This is a genomic window from Nitratireductor thuwali, from assembly GCF_036621415.1.
In the GTDB taxonomy this organism is placed as follows: Bacteria; Pseudomonadota; Alphaproteobacteria; order Rhizobiales; family Rhizobiaceae; genus Chelativorans; species Chelativorans thuwali.
The window spans coordinates 1,714,675-1,733,144 of sequence record NZ_CP030941.1 but is presented as its reverse complement, the minus strand read 5'-3'; the positions used below and the strand labels follow the sequence as shown (position 1 = coordinate 1,733,144).

The following is an 18,470-nucleotide window of genomic DNA, read 5'->3' as shown; positions in this document are numbered from 1 at the left end:
GAGTGAGGGATATGAACATGCTGACAGATGCCGCCATAGAAAACGCCATGGACAAGACGCCCGCGCACGAAGCGGTGAAGATGCAGGGTTCAAAGGTTCGCGTCTTCTATGGCGAGAAGCAGGCCCTGTTCGATGTGGATCTCGACATCCGGGAGAACCAGGTGACCGCGCTTATCGGTCCTTCGGGCTGCGGCAAGTCGACCTTCCTGCGTTGTCTCAACCGGATGAACGATACGATCGACATCTGCCGGGTGACCGGCGACATCACGCTCGACGGCGAGGACATCTACGATCCGCGTATCGACGTGGTCGAGCTGCGCGCCAGGGTCGGCATGGTCTTCCAGAAGCCCAACCCGTTCCCCAAATCGATCTATGAAAACGTCGCCTATGGACCGCGCATTCACGGGCTGGCCAACGCCAAGAGCGACATGGACGCGGTCGTTGAGCGGAGCCTGCAGAAGGCCGGTCTATGGAGCGAAGTGAAGGACCGGCTGCACGAGCCTGGCACGGGCCTTTCGGGCGGGCAGCAACAGCGCCTGTGCATCGCCCGCGCCATCGCCGTTTCGCCCGAGGTCATCCTGATGGACGAGCCGTGCTCGGCGCTCGACCCGATCGCCACGGCCCGTGTGGAAGAGCTGATCGACGAGTTGCGCGAGAATTACACCATCGTCATCGTCACGCATTCCATGCAGCAGGCGGCGCGCGTTTCACAGCGCACAGCCATGTTCCACCTCGGCAACCTTGTCGAGGAGGGGCCGACGGACAAAATGTTCACCAATCCCGAAGACAAGCGCACCCAGGACTACATTACAGGCCGCTTCGGCTGACCGGCTGGCAGGACGTTTTTTTCACAAGGAACCGTTTTCATGGGCGAGCATACAGTTACGTCGTTCGACGAGGATCTGGAGCAGATCGACCGGCTGATCCGGGATATGGGCGACCTCGCCGGCGCGATGACCCACGACGCCACGCGGGCTCTCCTCAAATCCGACAATGCCCTGGCGCAGCGGGTCATCTCCGACGATACGATCATGGACGCCAAGCAGCGGGACCTGGACGAGAAGGCCATCACCCTGATCGGCAAGCGGCAGCCGATGGCGCAGGACTTGCGTGCCGTGGTCGGAGGCATCCGCATGGCATCCGACCTCGAGCGGATCGGCGACCTGGCCAAGAATATCGCCAAGCGGGTGGGCGCGGTCGGCGACAGCGCCACGCCGCGCAGCCTCACCCACTCGATCGACGCAATGGCCCAGATGGTCATCGTCCAGGTCAATTCGGTGGTCGAACGCTATGTCGAGCGCCAGCCCGACGCGTTGACCAAGCTGCGCGACGAGGATGAGAAGATCGACATCCATTACACGTCCGTCTTCCGCGAACTCCTCACCTATATGATGGAAGACCCGCGCAACATCACCGCCTGCACCCATTTGCTTTTCTGCGCGAAGAATCTGGAGCGCATAGGCGACCACGTCACCAACATCGCCGAGAACGCCTATTATGTGCTCACGGGCGAACAGCTTCCAGTCCAGCGTCCGAAGCTGGACGAGACGCAAATGACGATGAGCGCGCAATAGCGGAGAGTACTGGATGATCGCACCCAAAGTCATGGTGGTCGAGGACGACGAACCGCTATGCGTCCTGCTGCGCTATAATCTCGAGGCCGAAGGCTATCAGGTCGAGATGATCACACGCGGAGATGAAGCAGAGGTCCGCCTCCAGGAGAACGTTCCCGATTTGCTGGTGCTCGACTGGATGGTGCCGGCGATCTCCGGCATCGAACTGTGCCGCCGGCTGCGCATGCGGGCGGACACCGAGCGCCTGCCCATCATCATGCTGACCGCGCGGGGCGAGGAAAGCGACCGCGTGCGCGGCCTTGCCACCGGTGCCGACGACTATCTCGTGAAGCCGTTCTCGACGCCCGAGTTCATCGCCCGGGTGCGCGCGCTCCTGCGCCGCGCCAAGCCGGAGGTGCTTTCGACGGTGCTGAAGGTGGGCGACATCATTCTCGACCGGGAATCGCACCGGGTCTACCGCCGCAAAAGCGAAATCAGGCTCGGGCCGACGGAGTTCCGCCTGCTGGAGTTCATGATGCAGCACCCAGGCCGCGTCTTCTCGCGGAGCCAGCTTCTCGACAATGTGTGGGGCGAGACGATCTATATCGACGAGCGCACCGTGGACGTGCATGTCGGCCGGCTGCGCAAGGCCGTGAACCAGGGCCGCATGCCCGACGTCATCCGTACCATTCGCGGCGCCGGCTACGCGATACGGGAAGCGTAGAGAGCGATTACTCCCGCGGGTACCAGTACCGCGCTTCCACCGCGCCACGCTCTATCCGCACGAAATTGTTGGCGAAGACGCGGTAGGGCGGGCTCCATTCGCTGTCAGGCCATTTGACGCGGATTTCGGCGCGCTCGGAGGTGCCGACGCCGGCGTGGACGAAGCCGGTTCGTCCCGAGGCATGCCCGCCGCCGACCTGGACGGTGCGGTTGACCGTGCGGGTACCGATCTTCACCGAAACGAGCGCGCCCACCGCGTTCCGGTTGGGGCCTTTCTGGGCGAGTTCTATGGCGACGAAGTTGCCGCCCGGCCTCGGGCCCGCCTCGCTTTTCGCACCGAGATTGCGGAACAGGGACGCGGGCTGCTCGCGGTTGACGACCAACAGATCCAGGAGGCCGTCGGCATTGAAATCCTCGACCACCGCGCCGCGGCCCTTTGTGGGCAGACCGATGCCCGCCGTGCCGCCCGCTTCCGCGAAAGAACCGTCCCACTGGCCGAGCAGGAGATTGTCGGGATCGATGGCGGCGAAATCGGGCATCTGCTCGACATTGCCCTTGGCGATGAAGAGGTCGAGCAGGCTGTCATTGTTGAAGTCGGCGAACTCCGCATGCCAGCCGGTGGAGGGCTTCAGATCCCTGCCCTTGTAGGGCCGGTGCGCTGTCGCGCCGCGCTCGAAGGCGATGTCGGTGTAGATCGGACGGTCTTCCGCCGCCTCCTCGTCGAGGCGCTGCAGCTTGGTGTCGCCCATCGAGGTGAGAGCGTATTCGGGGTAGCCGTTGCCGTCGATGTCGCCCTCGGCGATGCCCATCCCCCAGATCGTCAGATGCCGCCAGCCCTCCGACCGGCTGAAGAGCCGGGGCGCGCGGCCCGGCTCCACGTGCCAGAGCTGTTCCTCGCCGCCGCGATAATAGTGCCGGTCATTGGTGATCCGCAAGTCCTGCGTACCCGAGCGGTTCCAATCGGTGAACAGCATGGACAGGGTGCAATAGCCGGGCGCCAGCGGGCGGCGGTCGTCATACAGCGGCCCTTCTTCCCCTTGCGCGGGGCGGTATAGAGCATTGTCGTGGCAGGTGCCCCAGGGTGCGCCGGGGGCGGTGCGATCCACATAGTTGCCGATGGCCAAAGTCGGGTAGGCGTTGCCTTCCTCCCATGTGGCGGAAAAGGCGGTGGTCCATTCGCGCCCGCCCTCGAAGGCGAAGGCTTCGTTGGCCGGCTCGAAGCGGCATTCCGGCCCGCCTTTCAAGAGGATGTTCTCGCCGAGGCGCAGCAGCACGAGGTCCTGGTAACCGTCATTGTCGATATCGAGCGGGTATGCACCGAGCACCTTTTCGAGATCGCGAGGCTTCAACCCGGTCTCGACCGCCTCGAAACGAAGGCGGCCACCGGTGTTGCTCCGATTGATGTAGAGCTTCGCCGGCAGCTTGCCACCCGCAATGAGGAGGTCCGGCATGCGGTCGCCGTTGCAGTCGAAGGAGGCTGCGCCGCCGCCTACGAAATATTCCCAGGGGCCCCGATAGGCGTGGTCGATGCCGGCTTCGACCGCCTCCTCCTGCATCGCAGGAACATCGCTGACGGGGCCGGCGATGCTTGCCGGGATGCAAGCCAGTAGCGCTGTTATCGCAATCGCGGTCCGCATTGCCTACTCCTCGATCACCAGCGTCTTCAGGAACGCGACGAGCGCGGTTCGGTCTTCGTCGGAGGCGGCAACATAGCGGTCGCGCGCGGCCCGCCCCTCGCCGCCATGGGCGCGGATCACCTCATCCAGCGTCGGCAGGTCGTTGCGGTGGCCATAGGGGCCCGTCGAGCCTGCACCCCAGAGTTCGGCGGTCATGAAGACATTACGCTCGACGAAGCGCTGGGCAAGGAGCTCGTTGCCGAGCGTCGCCACTTCCTGATCGGCGATAACGTGGCGCTTGAGGTCGCCAAACAGCGGCACCAGCACATTGCCTTCGGCATCCCGGGGAAGGGTGCTCGCCCATTCGAGCAGGGCCAGATCGTAGGTCACGGGCTCGGCCAGTTCGCCGTCGCGCAGCGTTCCGGCCATATCCAGCGGGCCGGGATCTGCGAACTCCAAGGAGTTCAGCGGCAAGGCGCGCTTGTGGCATGCAACGCAGCCCATCGCATCGAACAGGGCGCTGCCGCGCGCGGCCGGCGCCTCCCATTCAGGCTGCTCGGGTTCGAAGACGACGGGCGCCTTCAGCCCTGCCTGCCATGCCACCAGCGCCGAAATGTCGCCGTCGCGGATCTCATCCTCGACCCCGTCACCGTCGTGGTCGCGCTCGCCGGTCCAGCGCGGACCGAAACGCTCGGTGGCCTGCATGCCGTGATGATGATTGAGCGCGTTGACGGTGAACTGGCGGATCGACGTCATCACGCCCTTCTGGCTGAACGGGCGCACGACGAGATCGTCGTCGACGCCCTCGACACCCGCAAGATCCAGCATGCCGTCGGGCTCTGCGGTGATCGTTCCGAAGGAGACGCCCTTGCTGGCGAGGGTGGCCGTGGTGGGCTTGCCGGTCCCACGCGCCGCCTCCAGGGTCCGCCGCCGCGTCTCGCGCAGGTCGGCCGTCATCTCACGGGCGAGCAGTTCGATCAGCCCGGCGCCGAAGAGATGGTTGGAACCGCGTTCATTGGAAAACTGGGGGTCAAGGCTATCGAAATCGGCGCTCTCGAAACCTTCGGATACGAAGACATTGGTCACGAAATCTCCGGCGCCGCCGACGATGGGCATATTGTGGCAGCCTGCGCAGGAATTTGCGTCCATCCCGGCCGAACGGAAAAAGCCGTTCTCGGGCGGGCGCTTGCGCTTGGTCGGCACAATCGCCTGGGTCGCGAAAGGCCGGCCCACGCCGTCCGCTGGCGTGAAATGGCCGATGAAGAGATGCTCGCCGCGCTCGCGCAAGGCGTCCAGCGCGGCGCGGTCCAGCTTGTCCGCAAGCGTGTCCTGTTCGACCGCACCCGGCATCACCGCCTCGTTCCAGGGCTCCGCGCCGGCCATGGGAGCAGGCATCGTGCAAAGGGCGGCGCCCAGGAGCGCCAACCTTTTCCATGTGCGGAGGTTCATGCGACGTCCTCCCTTCCCGGGGCGCCGACCGGCAGGGCCAGATGGAGGGCCGGCGCAAAATAGTCTCTATCCAGGCTGGTCAGAGCGGTCATTGCGCATCCATGCTCGATCAGGGGAACCTCGTTGCTCTCCGTCTCAAAGCTGATGGCGTCGGCATGCTGACCGCCAGCCGTCTGTGCCAGATACCGGCGTATTCCCGGTTCCAGGAGGTCGAACGCCGCCGTGCCCTGTCCGACCACGGCAATGGGCGCGGGATCGATCAGCGCGAACAGATTGCCCAGCCCGTAGCCGAGCGCCTCGGCGGCCTCGCGGAAGGCCTCGCCAGCCCGCTCGCCGCCGGCCCGGGCGGCATTGGCGAGTGCTTCCATCTCCGAAGCGTCGATGTCGGCGATGGGCTTTTCTAACGGGCTCTTGCCATGGGCGCGCCGCCAGATCGCGTAGTTGCCGGCAAAGGCCTCAATACAGCCGCGCTTGCCGCAGCGGCAGAGGGGCCCGTCCGGCCGGTGGTTCATATGGCCGAACTCGCAGCCGGACGAATGCTCGCCCGTGAACATATGGCCGTTCAGCATCAGGCCCATGCCGATGCCGTGGGACAGGAGGATCGCAACAAAATTGTCCCGATAGCGCTCGGGCCGGAGCCAGCGCAGGGCGGCGGCGATGAGATTGCAGTCGTTGTGGACCGTCACCGGAACCGAAAAAACATCCTCCAGCAACGGGCCGAAGGCGACATTCGCGTGGGGGCTGATGGGTGACCACAGCATTTCCCTGCCAGCCGAATCGGCAATGCCCTGCACGGCGATGCCTATGCGCATGATCTGCCCATGGCCGGCGGTGACCTTCCTCACTGCATCCACGGTCGCATCCATCAGCTCCTGGCGGCTCAGAGCCAGTGTCGGCAGGCGGTAGCCGTACCGGGCGACGGGTGCGCCGCAATAGTCCACCAGCACGGCCGACAGGCTGTTGAAGGACAGGATGAGGCAGACGACGCGGGCGGCCTCGGGATCGGGTGCGATGGCAATTTGCGGCCGTCCGCGCCGCGGCGCGGCGGCTTCGCCGGGCGGCACCTCGCGCATGATGCCCTCTTCGATGAGATCGGAGGCAATGGCGGAGATGGTGGAATGGCTGAGGCCTGTCACACGCGCGATGTGCGTGCGCGAGGGCCTGTCCGCCTGGCGGACTGCGGCAATGACCATCGCCCGATTGCGCTTGCGCATCTCGTCGTGACGGATTCCGACCGTCATCAAGTCTTCTCCTCCCGGCGGGCTCGGTACAACTTGCGCAGCAAGCGATGTCCAATCCCGCCACCAAAGCCATATTGACACGACAAGAAACGTGAGTCATTCTTTTTTTCGAGGCTCGAAAAAATGAGCTTCCTGGTGAAAGCCAATATTGTCGCGCCGTTCGGCGCCGGGAGGAAAATCATGAAGAAGACTGTCACCGCCGTGCTGGCGGGTCTCACGCTGTCACTGTCGCTTTCGACGGCAGCCCTTGCAGAAGGCAAGACCATCGGCGTTTCCTGGTCGAATTTTCAGGAAGAGCGCTGGAAGACTGATGAGGCTGCCATCAAGGCTCAGATCGAGGCTGACGGCAATACCTATGTATCCGCCGACGCCCAGTCTTCGGCTTCCAAGCAGCTCACTGATGTCGAAGCGCTGATTGCGCAGGGTGCCGACGCGCTCATCATCCTGGCGCAGGACTCCTCCGCCATCGGCCCGGCGGTTGAAAAGGCTGTCAATGAAGGCATTCCGGTCGTCGGTTACGATCGTCTGATCGAGAATCCCGACGCCTTCTATCTCACCTTCGACAACAAGGAAGTCGGACGTATGCAGGCGCGAGCCGTCTACGAGGTGCAGCCGACGGGCAACTACGCCTTCATCAAGGGCTCCTCGGCCGATCCGAATGCCGATTTCCTGTTCGAGGGCCAGATGGAGGTGCTCAAGCCCCACATCGAGTCCGGCGATATCACCAATGTCGGCGAGGCTTATACGGATGGCTGGCTGCCGGCCAACGCCCAGAAGAACATGGAGCAGATCCTGACCGCCAACAACAATGAGGTGGACGCGGTCGTCGCCTCCAACGATGGCACGGCCGGCGGCGTCGTGGCCGCACTTGAAGCGCAGGGTCTGGCCGGTTCCGTCCCGGTCTCCGGCCAGGACGGCGACCATGCTGCGCTCAACCGCATCGCGCTGGGCACGCAGACCGTGTCGGTGTGGAAGGATGCGCGCGAACTAGGCAAGGCGGCGGCGGAGATCGCCAATGCGCTGGCCGAGGGCACCGCGATGGCGGATGTCGAGGGCGCGGTTAAGTGGTCCGACGGCCCGCAGGGCGTGGAGATGAACGCCATCTTCCTGAAGCCTGTGCCGATCACTCGCGACAATCTCGACGTCGTCATCGACGCGGGCTGGGTAACCAAGGACGTTGTGTGTCAGGGCGTCGAAGCTGGTAAGGTAGACGTCTGCGGCTAATCAGCCGAGCAACAGGTTGAGACGCCGCGGCCGGATGGACCGCGGCGTTTTTTTGAAAGCAAGAACAGCCGCATGGCAGGCGCCTGGCGGCGGAAGGGGAGGATGAGATGGCGGAGGCTACGTCTGGGGTACAAGGACAGGGTGCGTCCGCATCGTCCAGCGGTGCTGCGCAGCGCTTCCTGAAGGCCACCGAACTCGACACGCGCATGCTGGGGATGCTGGGAGCGCTCGGCATCATCTGGCTCGGGTTCCATTTCCTGTCGGACGGCCTGTTTCTGACGCCCCGCAATCTTTGGAACCTGTCCGTTCAGTCGGCATCGATCGCCGTCATGTCGACCGGGATGGTGCTGGTGATCGTGACGCGCAATATCGATCTTTCGGTGGGCTCGCTGCTGGGATTTGTCGGCATGGTGATGGGTGTCACGCAAACCGAGTTCCTGCCTGACCTCCTTGGCTTCGGGCATCCCGCCACCTGGGTTTTGGCGCTCGGCATGGGCATTCTCGTCGGCGCGGTGATCGGCGCCCTGCAGGGCTATATCATCGCCTTCATGGGCGTGCCTGCCTTCATCGTCACGCTGGGCGGGCTGCTCGTGTGGCGTGGTGCTGCCTGGTGGGTGACGAGCGGGCGGACGGTGGCGCCGATGGATTCCACCTTCCGCCTCATCGGCGGCGGTCCGCAGGGCGCGATCGGCTCCACCTGGAGCTGGATCGTCGGCCTGATCGCCTGCGCGGCCGTGATCTCGATGCTCTTCGCCGGACGCCGTCAGCGGCGCAAGTTCAACTTCCCGCTGCGGCCGCTCTGGGCCGAAGCCTTTCTCGGCGCGGTCGGCTGTACCTTCATCCTTGGCTTCGTCTGGGTCGTCAATTCCTATCCGTGGCCGAGCGGCATCGTTCGCCGATATGCGGAGGCGCACAACATCACCATTCCCGAGGGCGGGCTTTTCATCGCCCACGGTATCGCCATTCCGGTGCTGATCGCCATCGGCGTCGGCGTCGTCATGTCCTTCATCGCCCTGCGCACCCGCTTCGGACGTTATGTCTTCGCCATCGGTGGAAACCCTGAGGCGGCGGAGCTGGCCGGCATCAATACCCGCTGGGTAGTGATGAAGATATTCATTCTGATGGGCGTCCTGGTGGCCATCGCCTCGGCCATTTCGACCGCCCGGCTTAACGCGGCGACGAATGCGCTGGGCACGCTGGACGAGCTTCTGGTGATCGCCGCGGCGGTCATCGGCGGCACGTCCTTGGGCGGCGGTGTCGGCACGATCGCGGGCGCGATGATAGGCGCCGTGCTGATGCAGTCCCTGGCTACCGGAATGATCCTGCTGGGCGTCGACACGCCGCTGCAGAATATCGTCGTGGGGCTGGTCCTGGTTTTGGCCGTCTGGCTGGACACGATCTACCGCAAGCGCATGCAGTAGCGGCGCCAGATCGTGCGTCCCGGCGAAACGCTCTAGGAGGAGACAATGGAAAACAAGGCACCGCTCGTCGAGATGAAGAACATCTCGATCGCCTTTGGCGGCATCCATGCCGTCGAGGACGCCACGGTGGATCTGCGCGAAGGCGAGGTTGTGGCGCTCGTGGGGCACAATGGCGCGGGCAAGTCCACGCTGATCAAGATTCTGTCGGGCGCCTACAAGCGCGATGCGGGAACTATCTTCATCAAAGGCGAGGAAGCACAGATCACCAACCCGCGCGATGCCAAGAAATACGGCATCGAGACGATCTATCAGACGCTTGCGCTGGCCGACAATGTGGATGCGGCGGCAAATCTTTTCCTTGGCCGCGAACTGATGACGCGGTGGGGTACGCTTGATGACGTTGCCATGGAATCGGAAACGCGCAAGGTCATGGGGCGGCTCAACCCGCGCTTTCAGCGGTTCAAGGAGCCGGTAAGCCGGCTATCAGGCGGGCAGCGTCAGTCCGTGGCCATCGCCCGCGCCATCTATTTCGATGCTCGCATTCTCATCATGGACGAGCCGACCGCCGCGCTCGGTCCCCAGGAAACTGCCCAGGTCTCCGACCTGGTGCGCCAACTCAAGCAGGACGGCATAGGCATCTTCCTGATCAGCCACGACATCCACGACGTCTTCGATCTCGCCGACAGGGTCGTGGTCATGAAAAACGGCCAAGTGGTCGGTACCGCCAGCACCAAGGATGTGACCGAAGACGAGGTGCTGGGGATGATCATCCTGGGCAAATGCCCGCCCGGAGCAGTGCCCGGACCTGGCGCCCTTCAGACGGCCGCAGCGGCTTGAACGGAAAGCAAAGGGCCGGCACCAATGAGCCGGCCCTTTGCCAAGTTCCTTTTCGGGATGCTGCCAGATGGGTTCTAAACGATATTGATGATCAGGAGCACCGCCACGACGGCCGCCAAGATCAAAAGTGCCAACCGGAAATAGCCGAACGGGCCGTAGTTGGGGCCGGGTGGCAATGGATCCCTCTCTTCGACATTGACCATCGCAAGACGCGCTGCGTCTTCGGCATTCCTCAACATTTCGTTCATCTCTGCTCCCTTGCGTGTCGCACGCCCGTACGGTTCGATGTGCCGATCCTATCGCGCCCGTCTGAAGAGGCCGAGGACCAGCGAGATGACGAGCAGAACGAGGAATATATAGAAAAGGATCTGCGCGATGCCTGCCGATGCACCGGCAATACCACCAAAGCCGAGCGCGCCGGCGATCAGTGCGACCACCAAGAATACAAGTGCCCAATAAAGCATAATGCGTCTCCCTGGATCACTCCCACTTCACCGAAAGGCGGAGGGACCTACTGGTTTGTTTCATGCAATTCTGCCGGAGGTTCCCGCTTTGCTGGAATTGCCTTGGGTTTGAACTCCTCGGAAAACGCCGGTCGCCATCATATGGTTCCCCGCAAAAAAGCCGCCTTGGCAGGCGGCTTTCAAGGACGGTGGGCCAAGAGTGTCGTCAGGCCGCTGAAACGCGCGCCTGACTGTCGAAGAAGAGCGCCTGGCTGATGAGCGCCTTGACCATGTCCGGGTTGAACGGCTTGGTGACGAGAAAGGCCGGCTCGGGCCGTTCGCCCGTCAGCAGACGTTCGGGGAAGGCCGTGATGAAGATCACCGGCACAGGTGTGGACGCCAGTATCTCGTTGACGGCGTCGATGCCGGAGCTGCCGTCGGCAAGCTGTATGTCGGCCAGCACCATTCGCGGGTTGGTCTTGTGGAACATCGCCGTTGCCTCCTGATGGGTGCGCGCGGTGCCCACGACCCTGTGCCCGAGGCTCTCGACCATCTCCTCAATGTCCATGGCGATCAGGGGCTCGTCCTCAATGATCATGATGTCCGTTGCGACCTGGCGGGAAATTTCGGCGCTCGCGTCCTGCAGCAGGGCGTTCACCTTGTCTTCCTCCATGTCCAGTATCTCGGCCGCCTCCGAGGGATCAAAGCCCTCGACGGCGACGAGGAGGAACGCCTGGCGGGGAAGCGGGGCGAGCGTGGAAAGATTGGTGATGGCGCGCTTCTCCCACGCGGTCGTGGGCGAGGTCTCCGGCACGCGGATGTCGAACGTCCCGAACAGCTTTGTGAACAGTTTGAAAAGGGCGATGCGGTCATTTGATGCTTTGGGAAAGATCGATGTATCCGCTATCAACGCTTCCAACGTTGCCGCCACCAGCGCATCACCGCTGGACTGGGTACCTGAAACTGCGCGGGAGAAGCGGCGCAGATATGGAAGGTGGGGGGCAATCCTCGCTGACAAGCTCATGCTTTTTCAGTCTCCGTCAGTCAATTGAAGTTGGATCCAATACAATGCTCGGGCAACGTCCCTTGGCAAAAAAGGTTCCCGGCTGTTGGAACCTTTTTTATACGACAGCCGTTGCACACTGAATTGGCACCTGCCAGCAGCAGGTAAAGGGCAAGAAATTGGTGATGCAATTGGGGTCTAACGCGGGCAAAGATAAGAACATGGAACACAAGAAGTTCGAAACCATCCGGAGTGCGCGGAGGCGGGGTGACGGGCGGGATCCGCTCGGCACGAACAGCGAGATCGCGCGCAAGCTGAAGCAGTATTATGACGATATCGTCTCGGAAGAGGTTCCGGACCGCTTCACCAGTCTGCTCAGTCAACTCGAAGAACGCGAAGAGTCGTCCTCGCCGACTGAGAAGGACTAGTTAATGGCGGCGGCAAAAGGTTTTCGAGAGGGGCTGCTGGAAGCCGTCCCCACGTTGCGGGCATTCGCCGTTTCGCTGTCGAAGAACGCGGACCGGGCCGACGACCTCGTCCAGGAGACGCTTGTAAAGGCCTGGGACAAGCAGGCCAGTTTCCAGCCGGGAACGAATCTGAAGGCGTGGCTTTTCACAATACTTCGCAACGAATTCTACTCGCAGATGCGCAAGCGCAAGCGCGAAGTCGAAGATTCCGACGGCAGCATCACTGCCCGCCTGTCGGTCCATCCGGGTCAGGAGGGTTCGGCGGATCTTGCCGATTTCCGCAAGGCGCTCGCTCTTCTCCCGGAAGATCAGCGCGAGGCGATCATCCTTATCGGAGCCTCCGGCTTTTCCTATGAGGAAGCTGCCGAGATCTGCGGCTGTGCCGTAGGAACCATCAAGAGCCGCGTCAGCCGCGCCAGGAGCCGCCTTCAGGAAATACTGTCCATCGAGGGCGAGGCTGACTTCGGACCGGATGCCATCAGCACACAAGTCACCAACTCAGCTGCTCTCGCGTGAGCGGACCGTTCTCGTCGCTTGCACAAGAGCCTGCATGAGCTCCGTGTCTGAATACGGCTTGGGGACGATAATCGCCCCCGGGAACTCGGTGAAGATCGGTTCGGCGTCCGTATAGCTCGTCGCGAAGATGAAGGGGACTTGGCGGGCGGCGAGTGTATGGCCGAGCTCGGTGGCCCATTGTCCCTGCAGCCTGATGTCGAGAATGGCGGCGTCGACAGATGCCGTGGCCGCATGTGCGGCGGCACTAGAGAGAGTGCCGAATGTCACGACGCGGGCGGCACCATTGTCGTAGCAAAGCTGCTCCATATCCATGGCAATAAGGGCTTCTTCCTCGACCAGCATGATCTGCAGGCCGTCCAACAATTTCTGCTTCAAACGAGATCCCCGAAATGAAGATGATATCAACGTTGCGCGTGTACATGTTCCACCAATCCGGAGTAGTGTCATTTAAAAATGACATAGCGCGTACTTGCTCGCGAGAGTCCGCTATAATGGGGGAGAGCGCTCTTGGACGCGACTAACCACCGGCCTCGCCAGCAGGTTTCCTGCGATGCCTGTCCATTGCGCAAACGGCAGGAATTCCGGGACTTCAGCGAGGACGAGCTGGCGTTCATGAGGAGGTTCAAACGCGGCGAACTCACCATCGACAAGGGAGCTGCCATCCTCCAGGAGGGCGCCCACACGCCGCATCTTTATACGGTGCTTTCCGGGTGGGCATTCCGCTACAAGATGATGCGCGACGGCCGCCGCCAGATCGTCAATTACGCGATGCCCGGAGACATGATCGGGTTGCAGGGCAGCCTGATGGGCGAGATGCAACACTCGGTGGAAGCCCTGTCGCCGATGACTTTGTGCGTCTTCGAACGCGCCGAGCTTTTCGGGCTTTTCACGAGGAGCCCGGAACTGGCCTACGACGTGACCTGGATCGCCTCGCGCGAGGAGTGCATGCTCGATGAGAACCTTCTGACCGTAGGACGGCGCACCGCTCAGGAGAAGATCGCCTATCTCGTCGTCTTCTTGTGGAGCCGCTCCGTCGCCTGCGGCCTGACCGGCCGCAATGTGGTCGACATCACGTTAACCCAACAGCATGTGGCCGACACCCTCGGCCTCTCGCTCGTCCACACGAACAAGATGATCCGTAAGCTGGCGGAGCGGAAACTGCTGACATGGAGTGACGGTGGCTGCAGGATTCTCGATCTGGAGAGGCTTCGCCGCCTGGCGCAATGGGATGACGCGATACCTGCCAAGCGACCCTTCCTATGATAAGTTGCGCGGTCCCTCGGGTGGGAGGTTCCAGTGGATACCCGGAAAGATGTTGCGGAAGATCGCAAACATGATCAGCAGAGCTGGAACGGCTATGAAGCCGCCCACCGGACCCCAGATCCAGAGCCAGAAGGCGATGGCGAGGAACACGATGAAGGGATTAAGCGTCATGCGTTTGCCGATCACCATCGGCGTCACGAACTGCGCTTCCATCGCGTTGACGGAAAGGTAGATCAATGGCGGGAGCAGACTCCCGGAGAAGCTGTCGAAGCTCGCCAGCCCGACACCGAGCAGTATGACCGCCATGATCATTGGGCCGACGTAGATGACGAAATTCAGGATGCCCGCGAGCACCCCCCAGAGCAGGGGCGAAGGGACGCCCACCAGCCACAGGGCCAAGCTTACCGCGAGGGCGAGCCCGGTGTTGATCAGCGCTATGGCCAGCAGGTAGCTCGACACCTGGCTTTCGACGTCACGGAAGATATGGGCGACCCGCCACCGCAGCCGCCTATCGTAGCAAACGGTCAGAACGGCGTTGCGGATCTGGTGCCGCGTGGCGATGAAGAAATAGAGGCTGGCCAGGAAGATGAGCATCTGAGCGAGCAGGGTTGGCGCTAGATAGGCGACATTTTCGACAGGCGAGCCACCATCCACCGAAACGGTCACGTTCGATTCCCCTGTGACCGACCGGATTTCCTCGCGAAAGCCCTCGATCGTCGCCAGCGGCTCGCGCAGGCTGATCAGTTGCAGCTGCAGCTTGCTCCAGATTTGCGGCACCCGGTCTGCCCAGGTGGTCAAGGGAGCGGCCACCGCCGTAGCAAGGCCGGTGATGACGAGCAGGAAGACGAGGACGGCTACGACAGCCGAAAGGGCCGGCGGCATGCCGCGATATTCAAGGCGCGTGGAAACCGGACCAAGCATCAATCCGACGATGACGGCAAGGCTCACCGGAACCAGCAGGAACCGGCCCGCCTGGAGGACAAAGAGGCATCCCAGAAAACCCAGGAAAATAGCGCTGATCTGGGCGCCCCGCGACAATGTGTATTCGAGATTGGACTTTGGAGGCAGCCGGACGACCGGCGGCCTCTTCGTGGCTTGCTTGCTCATGATCTCTTCCACCGCCGACGCAGCTTCAACGGCGGGTGCGTTGAATGGTTCCCATTCCTGCTTCGTGTTCGGGAACCCCTTGCCCAACTATGCGTTGAGGATTCGCAAGCAACGAAAGGAGAGAACATGCCAACCACCGGGACGAAGAGCACCAAGGCGGATGTGCAGGCTAAAGAACCCGATCTTGAGGCCGATATCCGGCAGTTGCGAGAAGACATCACGCAGTTGACGCAGCATCTCAAGCAGACGGGCAACAGATCCGTTTCCCGGGCCCAGCGCGCGGCGAAGGAAAGCGTCGACCAACTGAAGGGCAGCGCCCAGGATCTTGAAAGCGAACTGGTCGAGAGCGTTCGGGAGAAGCCGCTTACGGCCGTGGCGCTGGCTGCCGGGGCGGGGTTCCTGCTGGCCATGATCATGCGCCGCTAGCGTGGCCGGCGCGGCGCGCGCGACATTCCATATTTGCTCTACCATTATGCAGCGGCGGCAAGATCGTCTGTTGCAAAAAGCAATAGCGAGAAGGGGATATGCTAGCGAGATTCTTGGCACTTCTAGCCAGCGGCGAGATCGGGTTTTTAAAGCGGCGGGTCAAGACCGCCGTGATCGGCTACGGAGCGGCCGCGCTGGCCGCGCTGGCGGGAGCGGTCTTCCTAGTCTATGCAGGATTTTTGGTTACTGCAGAGCAGGTGGGACCGACCGTCGCCGCGCTGTATTTCGGCGTGGGCTTCGTCCTTCTGGCTATCGCAATCATTATTGTTTTCAAGATCGTGGCAGCGATGCAGCGACGGGCTCAACGGCGGCGGCTGGCGGCCGACCGCAGCGCGATGGCGGGAGCATCCGCGATGGCGATGCTTCCGGTACTAATCAGCCGGAAGGGCGGCATGAGCGTAGCGCTGGTCGCCTTGGCAGGGCTCGCAGGCTTTGCAGCCTATCGCGCCATGCAGAATCCCGACGATGACCACGACGATTGATGAAGGAGTTTAGCCGTGCCTGATAAAATCCCTCCGCGGAAAGCCCGGCAAGGCAGAAAGGGGCTGCCCGTCCTTTTGGTGCTCGTCGTGGCTCTGATCTTGCTCATGATCGGCTGGTGGGCCGTGGAAATCTATGGAGTGGCATTGGACGAGCAGCAGCCGGTCGAGATGCCCAGCTCCACGGAAATACCGATAGAGCGCAGCGGGCAGGTCGAGGCGGATGAGGAGCTGTAGGGCGGAAACCAGGAGCGATGCGGCGCGGCAGCAAGAACGCCATTCTACGGTACGCTGCCGCCGCCGCGAGGCTAGTCATGCCACCGGGACGAGAACCGATAGTGCCTTCGGGTGCTGGCGCAGATGAATCTGGTCGGGGAGGGGATGCAACTCTCCATCCATGGCGAGCTTGTGGCGCGGGTGCGGATCGAGAATGAAGATGCGCGCTTCCCGCGTCTGATGGATATCCACCTGTTCGTTTCGCCGCCATCGGCCTATAGCCATATTTGCGAAGAAGACGACCAGGTCCCAGCGTCGCCGCGTACGCGTCAGGTAGAGACCGAGCAACCCGTTGTCGGGAGTGTCCGTATAGGGCAGGTGGCCCTCCCCGTAGAGGTTGTTTGTCACCGCTATACCCGACGTCGTCACCAGTATTTCTTCGTCACCCATCTCGATCCGGACACGCAAATGATGCGGCCGCAGGAACGTCGTCAGCGCCGCCCGGGCCGACGCGAAGGTTTTGCCAAGGCGGCCCCTGAAGCTCAGCCGCGAGCGTAGGTGGATGAGCTGTGGGTGCATGCCAATGGACAGTTGATGGACGAATGGCTCGCCATTGGCGGTCGGCAGGTCGACCTGACGTATGGTGCCTTGCGCCAGCGCCTCGACCGCTTCGTCGAGGTCCAGGGGAATCTGGAGGCTGCGGGCAAAAAGGTTCATGGTGCCGGCAGGAAGGATAGCAAGGACCTTGCCGCTCCTGACCAATACGCTTGCCGCCAGCGAGACTGTCCCGTCACCACCCCCGACCAGCACCGCGTCGGTGCCGGACTCGCCTGCCGCCTTGTGGAGGGCATCGGAGATCTGCTCTCCGGGCACGACCTGCACGTCGATTTCGTGGCCTGCTTTCCCGAAACGTTCTGCAATCGAAGCGGAGAAGGCATCGATATCCATCGTTGCCAGAGTTCCGCCGTTGCGGTTGAGCACAGCCATAATCTTCATGCGGTCGCTCCGAACATCTGAGCGTTGAGGAATTGCCGGCGCGCCGCCTAGGTTCCATCGCATCGAGAACCGCAGATCCAGCGCTAGCAGGACCGCGGATCCTGATGTCGGAACCGTTTGTGAGACTCGACGTTGTAGCGAGGTGATGGCCGCGCGTCCGATCCTAGCTTGGCAGGTTCGGTCGGAAGCGCGGCCCGTACAGAAACACTGCACATGGAGAGCATATCATGATCCGCAATCTATTGGCGACTACCGCGATCGCGACGCTGGTAGCGACTGGCGCGGTCGCTCAGACTACGACACCGGCCGACCCCGCCGCCACGCAACAGCCGACCGAAATGACGATCCGCGCCGAAGGCAATCTTGCCTCAAACATAATCGGCAAGTCGGTCTACAACGGGACTGGCGATGAGGCCGAGAACATTGGCGAAGTGAACGACCTTGTTCTCAGCAAGGAAGGCGACGTCCAGGCGATCGTCGTCGGTGTGGGCGGTTTTCTTGGCATCGGCCAAAAGGAAGTCGCTCTCGAATATGATCTGGTCGAGTGGGCTGAGCGGGATGGCGATCGGTGGTTGGTGGTTGAAACCACTGCCGATGCGCTGAAGGCCCAGCCGGAATTCGAGCGTTCGGCCTATCGCCCGATGCCTGCCGACGCTGACGTTGCCGAGACCCGGCCGGCGACAGCCGACGATTTGGCCAGCGCTCCCCAGCCCGATGCTGAGGGCGAGGCCGACGGTGAGGTGGCGGTTGTCGAGCAGCCGGCCGACGGCGCTGAGGACCAGACCGCTGCGGCCCCGGCGGATGACCAAACCGGTACCGATGCCGAGGTGGCGGCGACCGAACAGCCGGCCGACGGCGCTGAGGACCAGACCGCTGCGGCCCCGGCGGACGATCAAACCGATGCCGAAACCGAGGTTGTGGTGACCGAGCAGCCAGCCGATGGCACCGAGGATCGCCCCGCCGATCAGACTGCCGCGGCACCGGCCGAAGATCAGGAACAGGCTGGCGACATGGCCGCCGCCGAGGACCAGCAGGCAGCCGAGGCGGACGAAACGCAGACCGCTGCGGTCGACCGCCAGGGCCAGCAGGAAGCCAGCCCGGATCAGCTTCGCGCGGACAACCTGATGGGCACTGCCGTCTATGGGGCCAATGACGAGCACGTCGGCGAGATTGGCGACGTGGTGCTGACGCCGGAAGGCGAAGTCGAGGCCATCATCGTCGATGTGGGCGGTTTCCTCGGGCTTGGCGAGAAGGAAGTCGCCATCAGCATGGAGAAGCTGGTCTTTACGACCGACGAAGGCGGCGACCTGTTCCTCTACACCGAACTCACTCAGGAGCAGCTCGAAGCGCAGCCGGCCTATGACGAGGCGGCCTACGCAGAGCAGCGCGACGAGATGCTGCTGAGAGTCGAGTAGCGTCCCGGCATCTGG

The 18,470-nt window shown here is 62.7% G+C and carries 22 protein-coding genes; 13 read left to right on the top strand and 9 right to left on the bottom strand.

Going from position 1 to position 18,470, the window contains the following annotated elements:
• The first annotated feature begins 11 nt into the window (after positions 1 to 11).
• From pstB to phoB, 3 genes are read left to right on the top strand one after another with little or no spacing between them, the layout of a single operon-like run.
• Positions 12 to 827, top strand: coding sequence for a phosphate ABC transporter ATP-binding protein PstB (gene pstB / locus NTH_RS08315; RefSeq protein ID WP_338529583.1), 816 nt, complete (start codon positions 12 to 14; stop codon positions 825 to 827).
• Positions 828 to 866: 39 nt separating this feature from the next.
• Complete coding sequence (gene phoU, locus NTH_RS08310) at positions 867 to 1,574, top strand: phosphate signaling complex protein PhoU (protein WP_338529582.1); 708 nt, start codon at positions 867 to 869, stop codon at positions 1,572 to 1,574.
• A gap of 13 nt (positions 1,575 to 1,587) precedes the next feature.
• A complete protein-coding gene (gene phoB, locus NTH_RS08305) occupies positions 1,588 to 2,277 on the top strand; it encodes a phosphate regulon transcriptional regulator PhoB (protein ID WP_338529581.1) in 690 nt (229 codons plus the stop codon).
• A 7-nt stretch (positions 2,278 to 2,284) separates the two neighbouring features.
• Here the strand turns inward: phoB and NTH_RS08300 are convergent, their stop codons facing one another.
• The 3 genes from NTH_RS08300 to NTH_RS08290 are packed head-to-tail and all read right to left on the bottom strand — an operon-like array spanning position 2,285 to position 6,582.
• On the bottom strand, positions 2,285 to 3,913 hold the full coding sequence (locus tag NTH_RS08300) for a CRTAC1 family protein (protein WP_338529580.1): 1,629 nt from the start codon (positions 3,911 to 3,913) through the stop codon (positions 2,285 to 2,287).
• 3 nt (positions 3,914 to 3,916) lie between these two features.
• Complete coding sequence (locus NTH_RS08295) at positions 3,917 to 5,341, bottom strand: hypothetical protein (protein WP_338529579.1); 1,425 nt, start codon at positions 5,339 to 5,341, stop codon at positions 3,917 to 3,919.
• Positions 5,338 to 6,582 carry an ROK family protein gene (locus NTH_RS08290; RefSeq protein WP_338529578.1) on the bottom strand — a complete coding sequence of 415 codons (1,245 nt, stop codon included), beginning with the start codon at positions 6,580 to 6,582 and terminating at the stop codon, positions 5,338 to 5,340. The genes NTH_RS08295 and NTH_RS08290 overlap by 4 nt, the downstream gene beginning before the upstream one ends.
• Before the next feature lie 180 nt (positions 6,583 to 6,762).
• Here NTH_RS08290 and xylF point away from each other — a divergent pair, with 180 nt between their 5' ends.
• The 3 genes from xylF (at position 6,763) to NTH_RS08275 (ending at position 10,064) form a co-directional block, all read left to right on the top strand.
• On the top strand, positions 6,763 to 7,806 hold the full coding sequence (xylF, locus tag NTH_RS08285; protein ID WP_338529577.1) for a D-xylose ABC transporter substrate-binding protein: 1,044 nt from the start codon (positions 6,763 to 6,765) through the stop codon (positions 7,804 to 7,806).
• 107 nt (positions 7,807 to 7,913) lie between these two features.
• Positions 7,914 to 9,227: a sugar ABC transporter permease gene (locus NTH_RS08280; RefSeq protein WP_338529576.1), complete on the top strand. Its 1,314-nt coding sequence runs from the start codon at positions 7,914 to 7,916 to the stop codon at positions 9,225 to 9,227.
• 45 nt (positions 9,228 to 9,272) lie between these two features.
• Positions 9,273 to 10,064 (top strand): ATP-binding cassette domain-containing protein, encoded by a 792-nt coding sequence (locus NTH_RS08275; protein WP_338529575.1) that lies wholly within the window; start codon positions 9,273 to 9,275, stop codon positions 10,062 to 10,064.
• A gap of 74 nt (positions 10,065 to 10,138) precedes the next feature.
• Here NTH_RS08275 and NTH_RS08270 read toward each other — a convergent pair whose 3' ends face one another.
• The 3 genes from NTH_RS08270 to NTH_RS08260 form a co-directional block, all read right to left on the bottom strand.
• The gene (locus NTH_RS08270; RefSeq protein WP_338529574.1) at positions 10,139 to 10,312 is read right to left on the bottom strand and encodes a hypothetical protein; all 174 of its coding nucleotides are present in this window, start codon (positions 10,310 to 10,312) and stop codon (positions 10,139 to 10,141) included.
• Between the two features lie 48 nt (positions 10,313 to 10,360).
• Complete coding sequence (locus tag NTH_RS08265; protein ID WP_338529573.1) at positions 10,361 to 10,528, bottom strand: DUF1328 domain-containing protein; 168 nt, start codon at positions 10,526 to 10,528, stop codon at positions 10,361 to 10,363.
• A gap of 205 nt (positions 10,529 to 10,733) precedes the next feature.
• A complete protein-coding gene (locus tag NTH_RS08260; RefSeq protein ID WP_338529572.1) occupies positions 10,734 to 11,531 on the bottom strand; it encodes a response regulator in 798 nt (265 codons plus the stop codon).
• Positions 11,532 to 11,731: 200 nt separating this feature from the next.
• Between NTH_RS08260 and NTH_RS08255 the strand changes: the two genes are divergently transcribed.
• Both NTH_RS08255 and NTH_RS08250 read left to right on the top strand, forming a co-directional pair.
• On the top strand, positions 11,732 to 11,938 hold the full coding sequence (locus tag NTH_RS08255) for a NepR family anti-sigma factor (RefSeq protein ID WP_338529571.1): 207 nt from the start codon (positions 11,732 to 11,734) through the stop codon (positions 11,936 to 11,938).
• A gap of 3 nt (positions 11,939 to 11,941) precedes the next feature.
• On the top strand, positions 11,942 to 12,493 hold the full coding sequence (locus NTH_RS08250; RefSeq protein WP_338529570.1) for a sigma-70 family RNA polymerase sigma factor: 552 nt from the start codon (positions 11,942 to 11,944) through the stop codon (positions 12,491 to 12,493).
• Here the strand turns inward: NTH_RS08250 and NTH_RS08245 are convergent.
• The gene (locus NTH_RS08245) at positions 12,476 to 12,868 is read right to left on the bottom strand and encodes a response regulator (RefSeq protein WP_338529569.1); all 393 of its coding nucleotides are present in this window, start codon (positions 12,866 to 12,868) and stop codon (positions 12,476 to 12,478) included. The two genes, NTH_RS08250 and NTH_RS08245, sit on opposite strands and share 18 nt — an antisense overlap.
• A 132-nt stretch (positions 12,869 to 13,000) precedes the next feature.
• Here NTH_RS08245 and NTH_RS08240 point away from each other — a divergent pair, with 132 nt between their 5' ends.
• Positions 13,001 to 13,756: a Crp/Fnr family transcriptional regulator gene (locus NTH_RS08240; RefSeq protein ID WP_338529568.1), complete on the top strand. Its 756-nt coding sequence runs from the start codon at positions 13,001 to 13,003 to the stop codon at positions 13,754 to 13,756.
• Here NTH_RS08240 and NTH_RS08235 read toward each other — a convergent pair.
• Positions 13,751 to 14,863 (bottom strand): AI-2E family transporter, encoded by a 1,113-nt coding sequence (locus tag NTH_RS08235; RefSeq protein WP_338529567.1) that lies wholly within the window; start codon positions 14,861 to 14,863, stop codon positions 13,751 to 13,753. The two genes, NTH_RS08240 and NTH_RS08235, sit on opposite strands and share 6 nt — an antisense overlap.
• Positions 14,864 to 14,989: 126 nt before the next feature.
• Here NTH_RS08235 and NTH_RS08230 point away from each other — a divergent pair, with 126 nt between their 5' ends.
• From NTH_RS08230 to NTH_RS08220, 3 genes are all read left to right on the top strand, one after another.
• Positions 14,990 to 15,289, top strand: coding sequence for a DUF883 family protein (locus NTH_RS08230; RefSeq protein ID WP_338529566.1), 300 nt, complete (start codon positions 14,990 to 14,992; stop codon positions 15,287 to 15,289).
• Positions 15,290 to 15,387: 98 nt separating this feature from the next.
• Positions 15,388 to 15,831 (top strand): hypothetical protein, encoded by a 444-nt coding sequence (locus NTH_RS08225; RefSeq protein WP_338529565.1) that lies wholly within the window; start codon positions 15,388 to 15,390, stop codon positions 15,829 to 15,831.
• Between the two features lie 15 nt (positions 15,832 to 15,846).
• Positions 15,847 to 16,065, top strand: coding sequence for a hypothetical protein (locus NTH_RS08220; RefSeq protein WP_338529564.1), 219 nt, complete (start codon positions 15,847 to 15,849; stop codon positions 16,063 to 16,065).
• Between the two features lie 75 nt (positions 16,066 to 16,140).
• Here NTH_RS08220 and NTH_RS08215 read toward each other — a convergent pair whose 3' ends face one another.
• The gene (locus tag NTH_RS08215) at positions 16,141 to 17,040 is read right to left on the bottom strand and encodes a diacylglycerol/lipid kinase family protein (protein WP_338529563.1); all 900 of its coding nucleotides are present in this window, start codon (positions 17,038 to 17,040) and stop codon (positions 16,141 to 16,143) included.
• A 227-nt stretch (positions 17,041 to 17,267) separates the two neighbouring features.
• On the opposite strand from NTH_RS08215, the gene NTH_RS08210 reads away from it, so the two are divergent.
• The gene (locus tag NTH_RS08210) at positions 17,268 to 18,455 is read left to right on the top strand and encodes a PRC-barrel domain-containing protein (RefSeq protein ID WP_338529562.1); all 1,188 of its coding nucleotides are present in this window, start codon (positions 17,268 to 17,270) and stop codon (positions 18,453 to 18,455) included.
• Positions 18,456 to 18,470 lie beyond the last annotated feature (15 nt).

Bases quoted from the DNA above. Each gene is read 5' to 3' on its own strand.
- NTH_RS08210 (WP_338529562.1), top strand. From the start codon at position 17,268: ATGATCCGCAATCTATTGGCGACTACCGCGATCGCGACGCTGGTAGCG.
- xylF (WP_338529577.1), top strand. From the start codon at position 6,763: ATGAAGAAGACTGTCACCGCCGTGCTGGCGGGTCTCACGCTGTCACTG.
- pstB (WP_338529583.1), top strand. From the start codon at position 12: ATGAACATGCTGACAGATGCCGCCATAGAAAACGCCATGGACAAGACG.
- NTH_RS08215 (WP_338529563.1), bottom strand. From the start codon at position 17,040: ATGAAGATTATGGCTGTGCTCAACCGCAACGGCGGAACTCTGGCAACG.
- NTH_RS08290 (WP_338529578.1), bottom strand. From the start codon at position 6,582: ATGACGGTCGGAATCCGTCACGACGAGATGCGCAAGCGCAATCGGGCG.
- NTH_RS08280 (WP_338529576.1), top strand. From the start codon at position 7,914: ATGGCGGAGGCTACGTCTGGGGTACAAGGACAGGGTGCGTCCGCATCG.
- phoB (WP_338529581.1), top strand. From the start codon at position 1,588: ATGATCGCACCCAAAGTCATGGTGGTCGAGGACGACGAACCGCTATGC.
- NTH_RS08275 (WP_338529575.1), top strand. From the start codon at position 9,273: ATGGAAAACAAGGCACCGCTCGTCGAGATGAAGAACATCTCGATCGCC.
- NTH_RS08250 (WP_338529570.1), top strand. From the start codon at position 11,942: ATGGCGGCGGCAAAAGGTTTTCGAGAGGGGCTGCTGGAAGCCGTCCCC.
- NTH_RS08270 (WP_338529574.1), bottom strand. From the start codon at position 10,312: ATGAACGAAATGTTGAGGAATGCCGAAGACGCAGCGCGTCTTGCGATG.
- NTH_RS08260 (WP_338529572.1), bottom strand. From the start codon at position 11,531: ATGAGCTTGTCAGCGAGGATTGCCCCCCACCTTCCATATCTGCGCCGC.
- phoU (WP_338529582.1), top strand. From the start codon at position 867: ATGGGCGAGCATACAGTTACGTCGTTCGACGAGGATCTGGAGCAGATC.
- NTH_RS08300 (WP_338529580.1), bottom strand. From the start codon at position 3,913: ATGCGGACCGCGATTGCGATAACAGCGCTACTGGCTTGCATCCCGGCA.
- NTH_RS08255 (WP_338529571.1), top strand. From the start codon at position 11,732: ATGGAACACAAGAAGTTCGAAACCATCCGGAGTGCGCGGAGGCGGGGT.
- NTH_RS08265 (WP_338529573.1), bottom strand. From the start codon at position 10,528: ATGCTTTATTGGGCACTTGTATTCTTGGTGGTCGCACTGATCGCCGGC.
- NTH_RS08225 (WP_338529565.1), top strand. From the start codon at position 15,388: ATGCTAGCGAGATTCTTGGCACTTCTAGCCAGCGGCGAGATCGGGTTT.
- NTH_RS08230 (WP_338529566.1), top strand. From the start codon at position 14,990: ATGCCAACCACCGGGACGAAGAGCACCAAGGCGGATGTGCAGGCTAAA.
- NTH_RS08295 (WP_338529579.1), bottom strand. From the start codon at position 5,341: ATGAACCTCCGCACATGGAAAAGGTTGGCGCTCCTGGGCGCCGCCCTT.
- NTH_RS08235 (WP_338529567.1), bottom strand. From the start codon at position 14,863: ATGAGCAAGCAAGCCACGAAGAGGCCGCCGGTCGTCCGGCTGCCTCCA.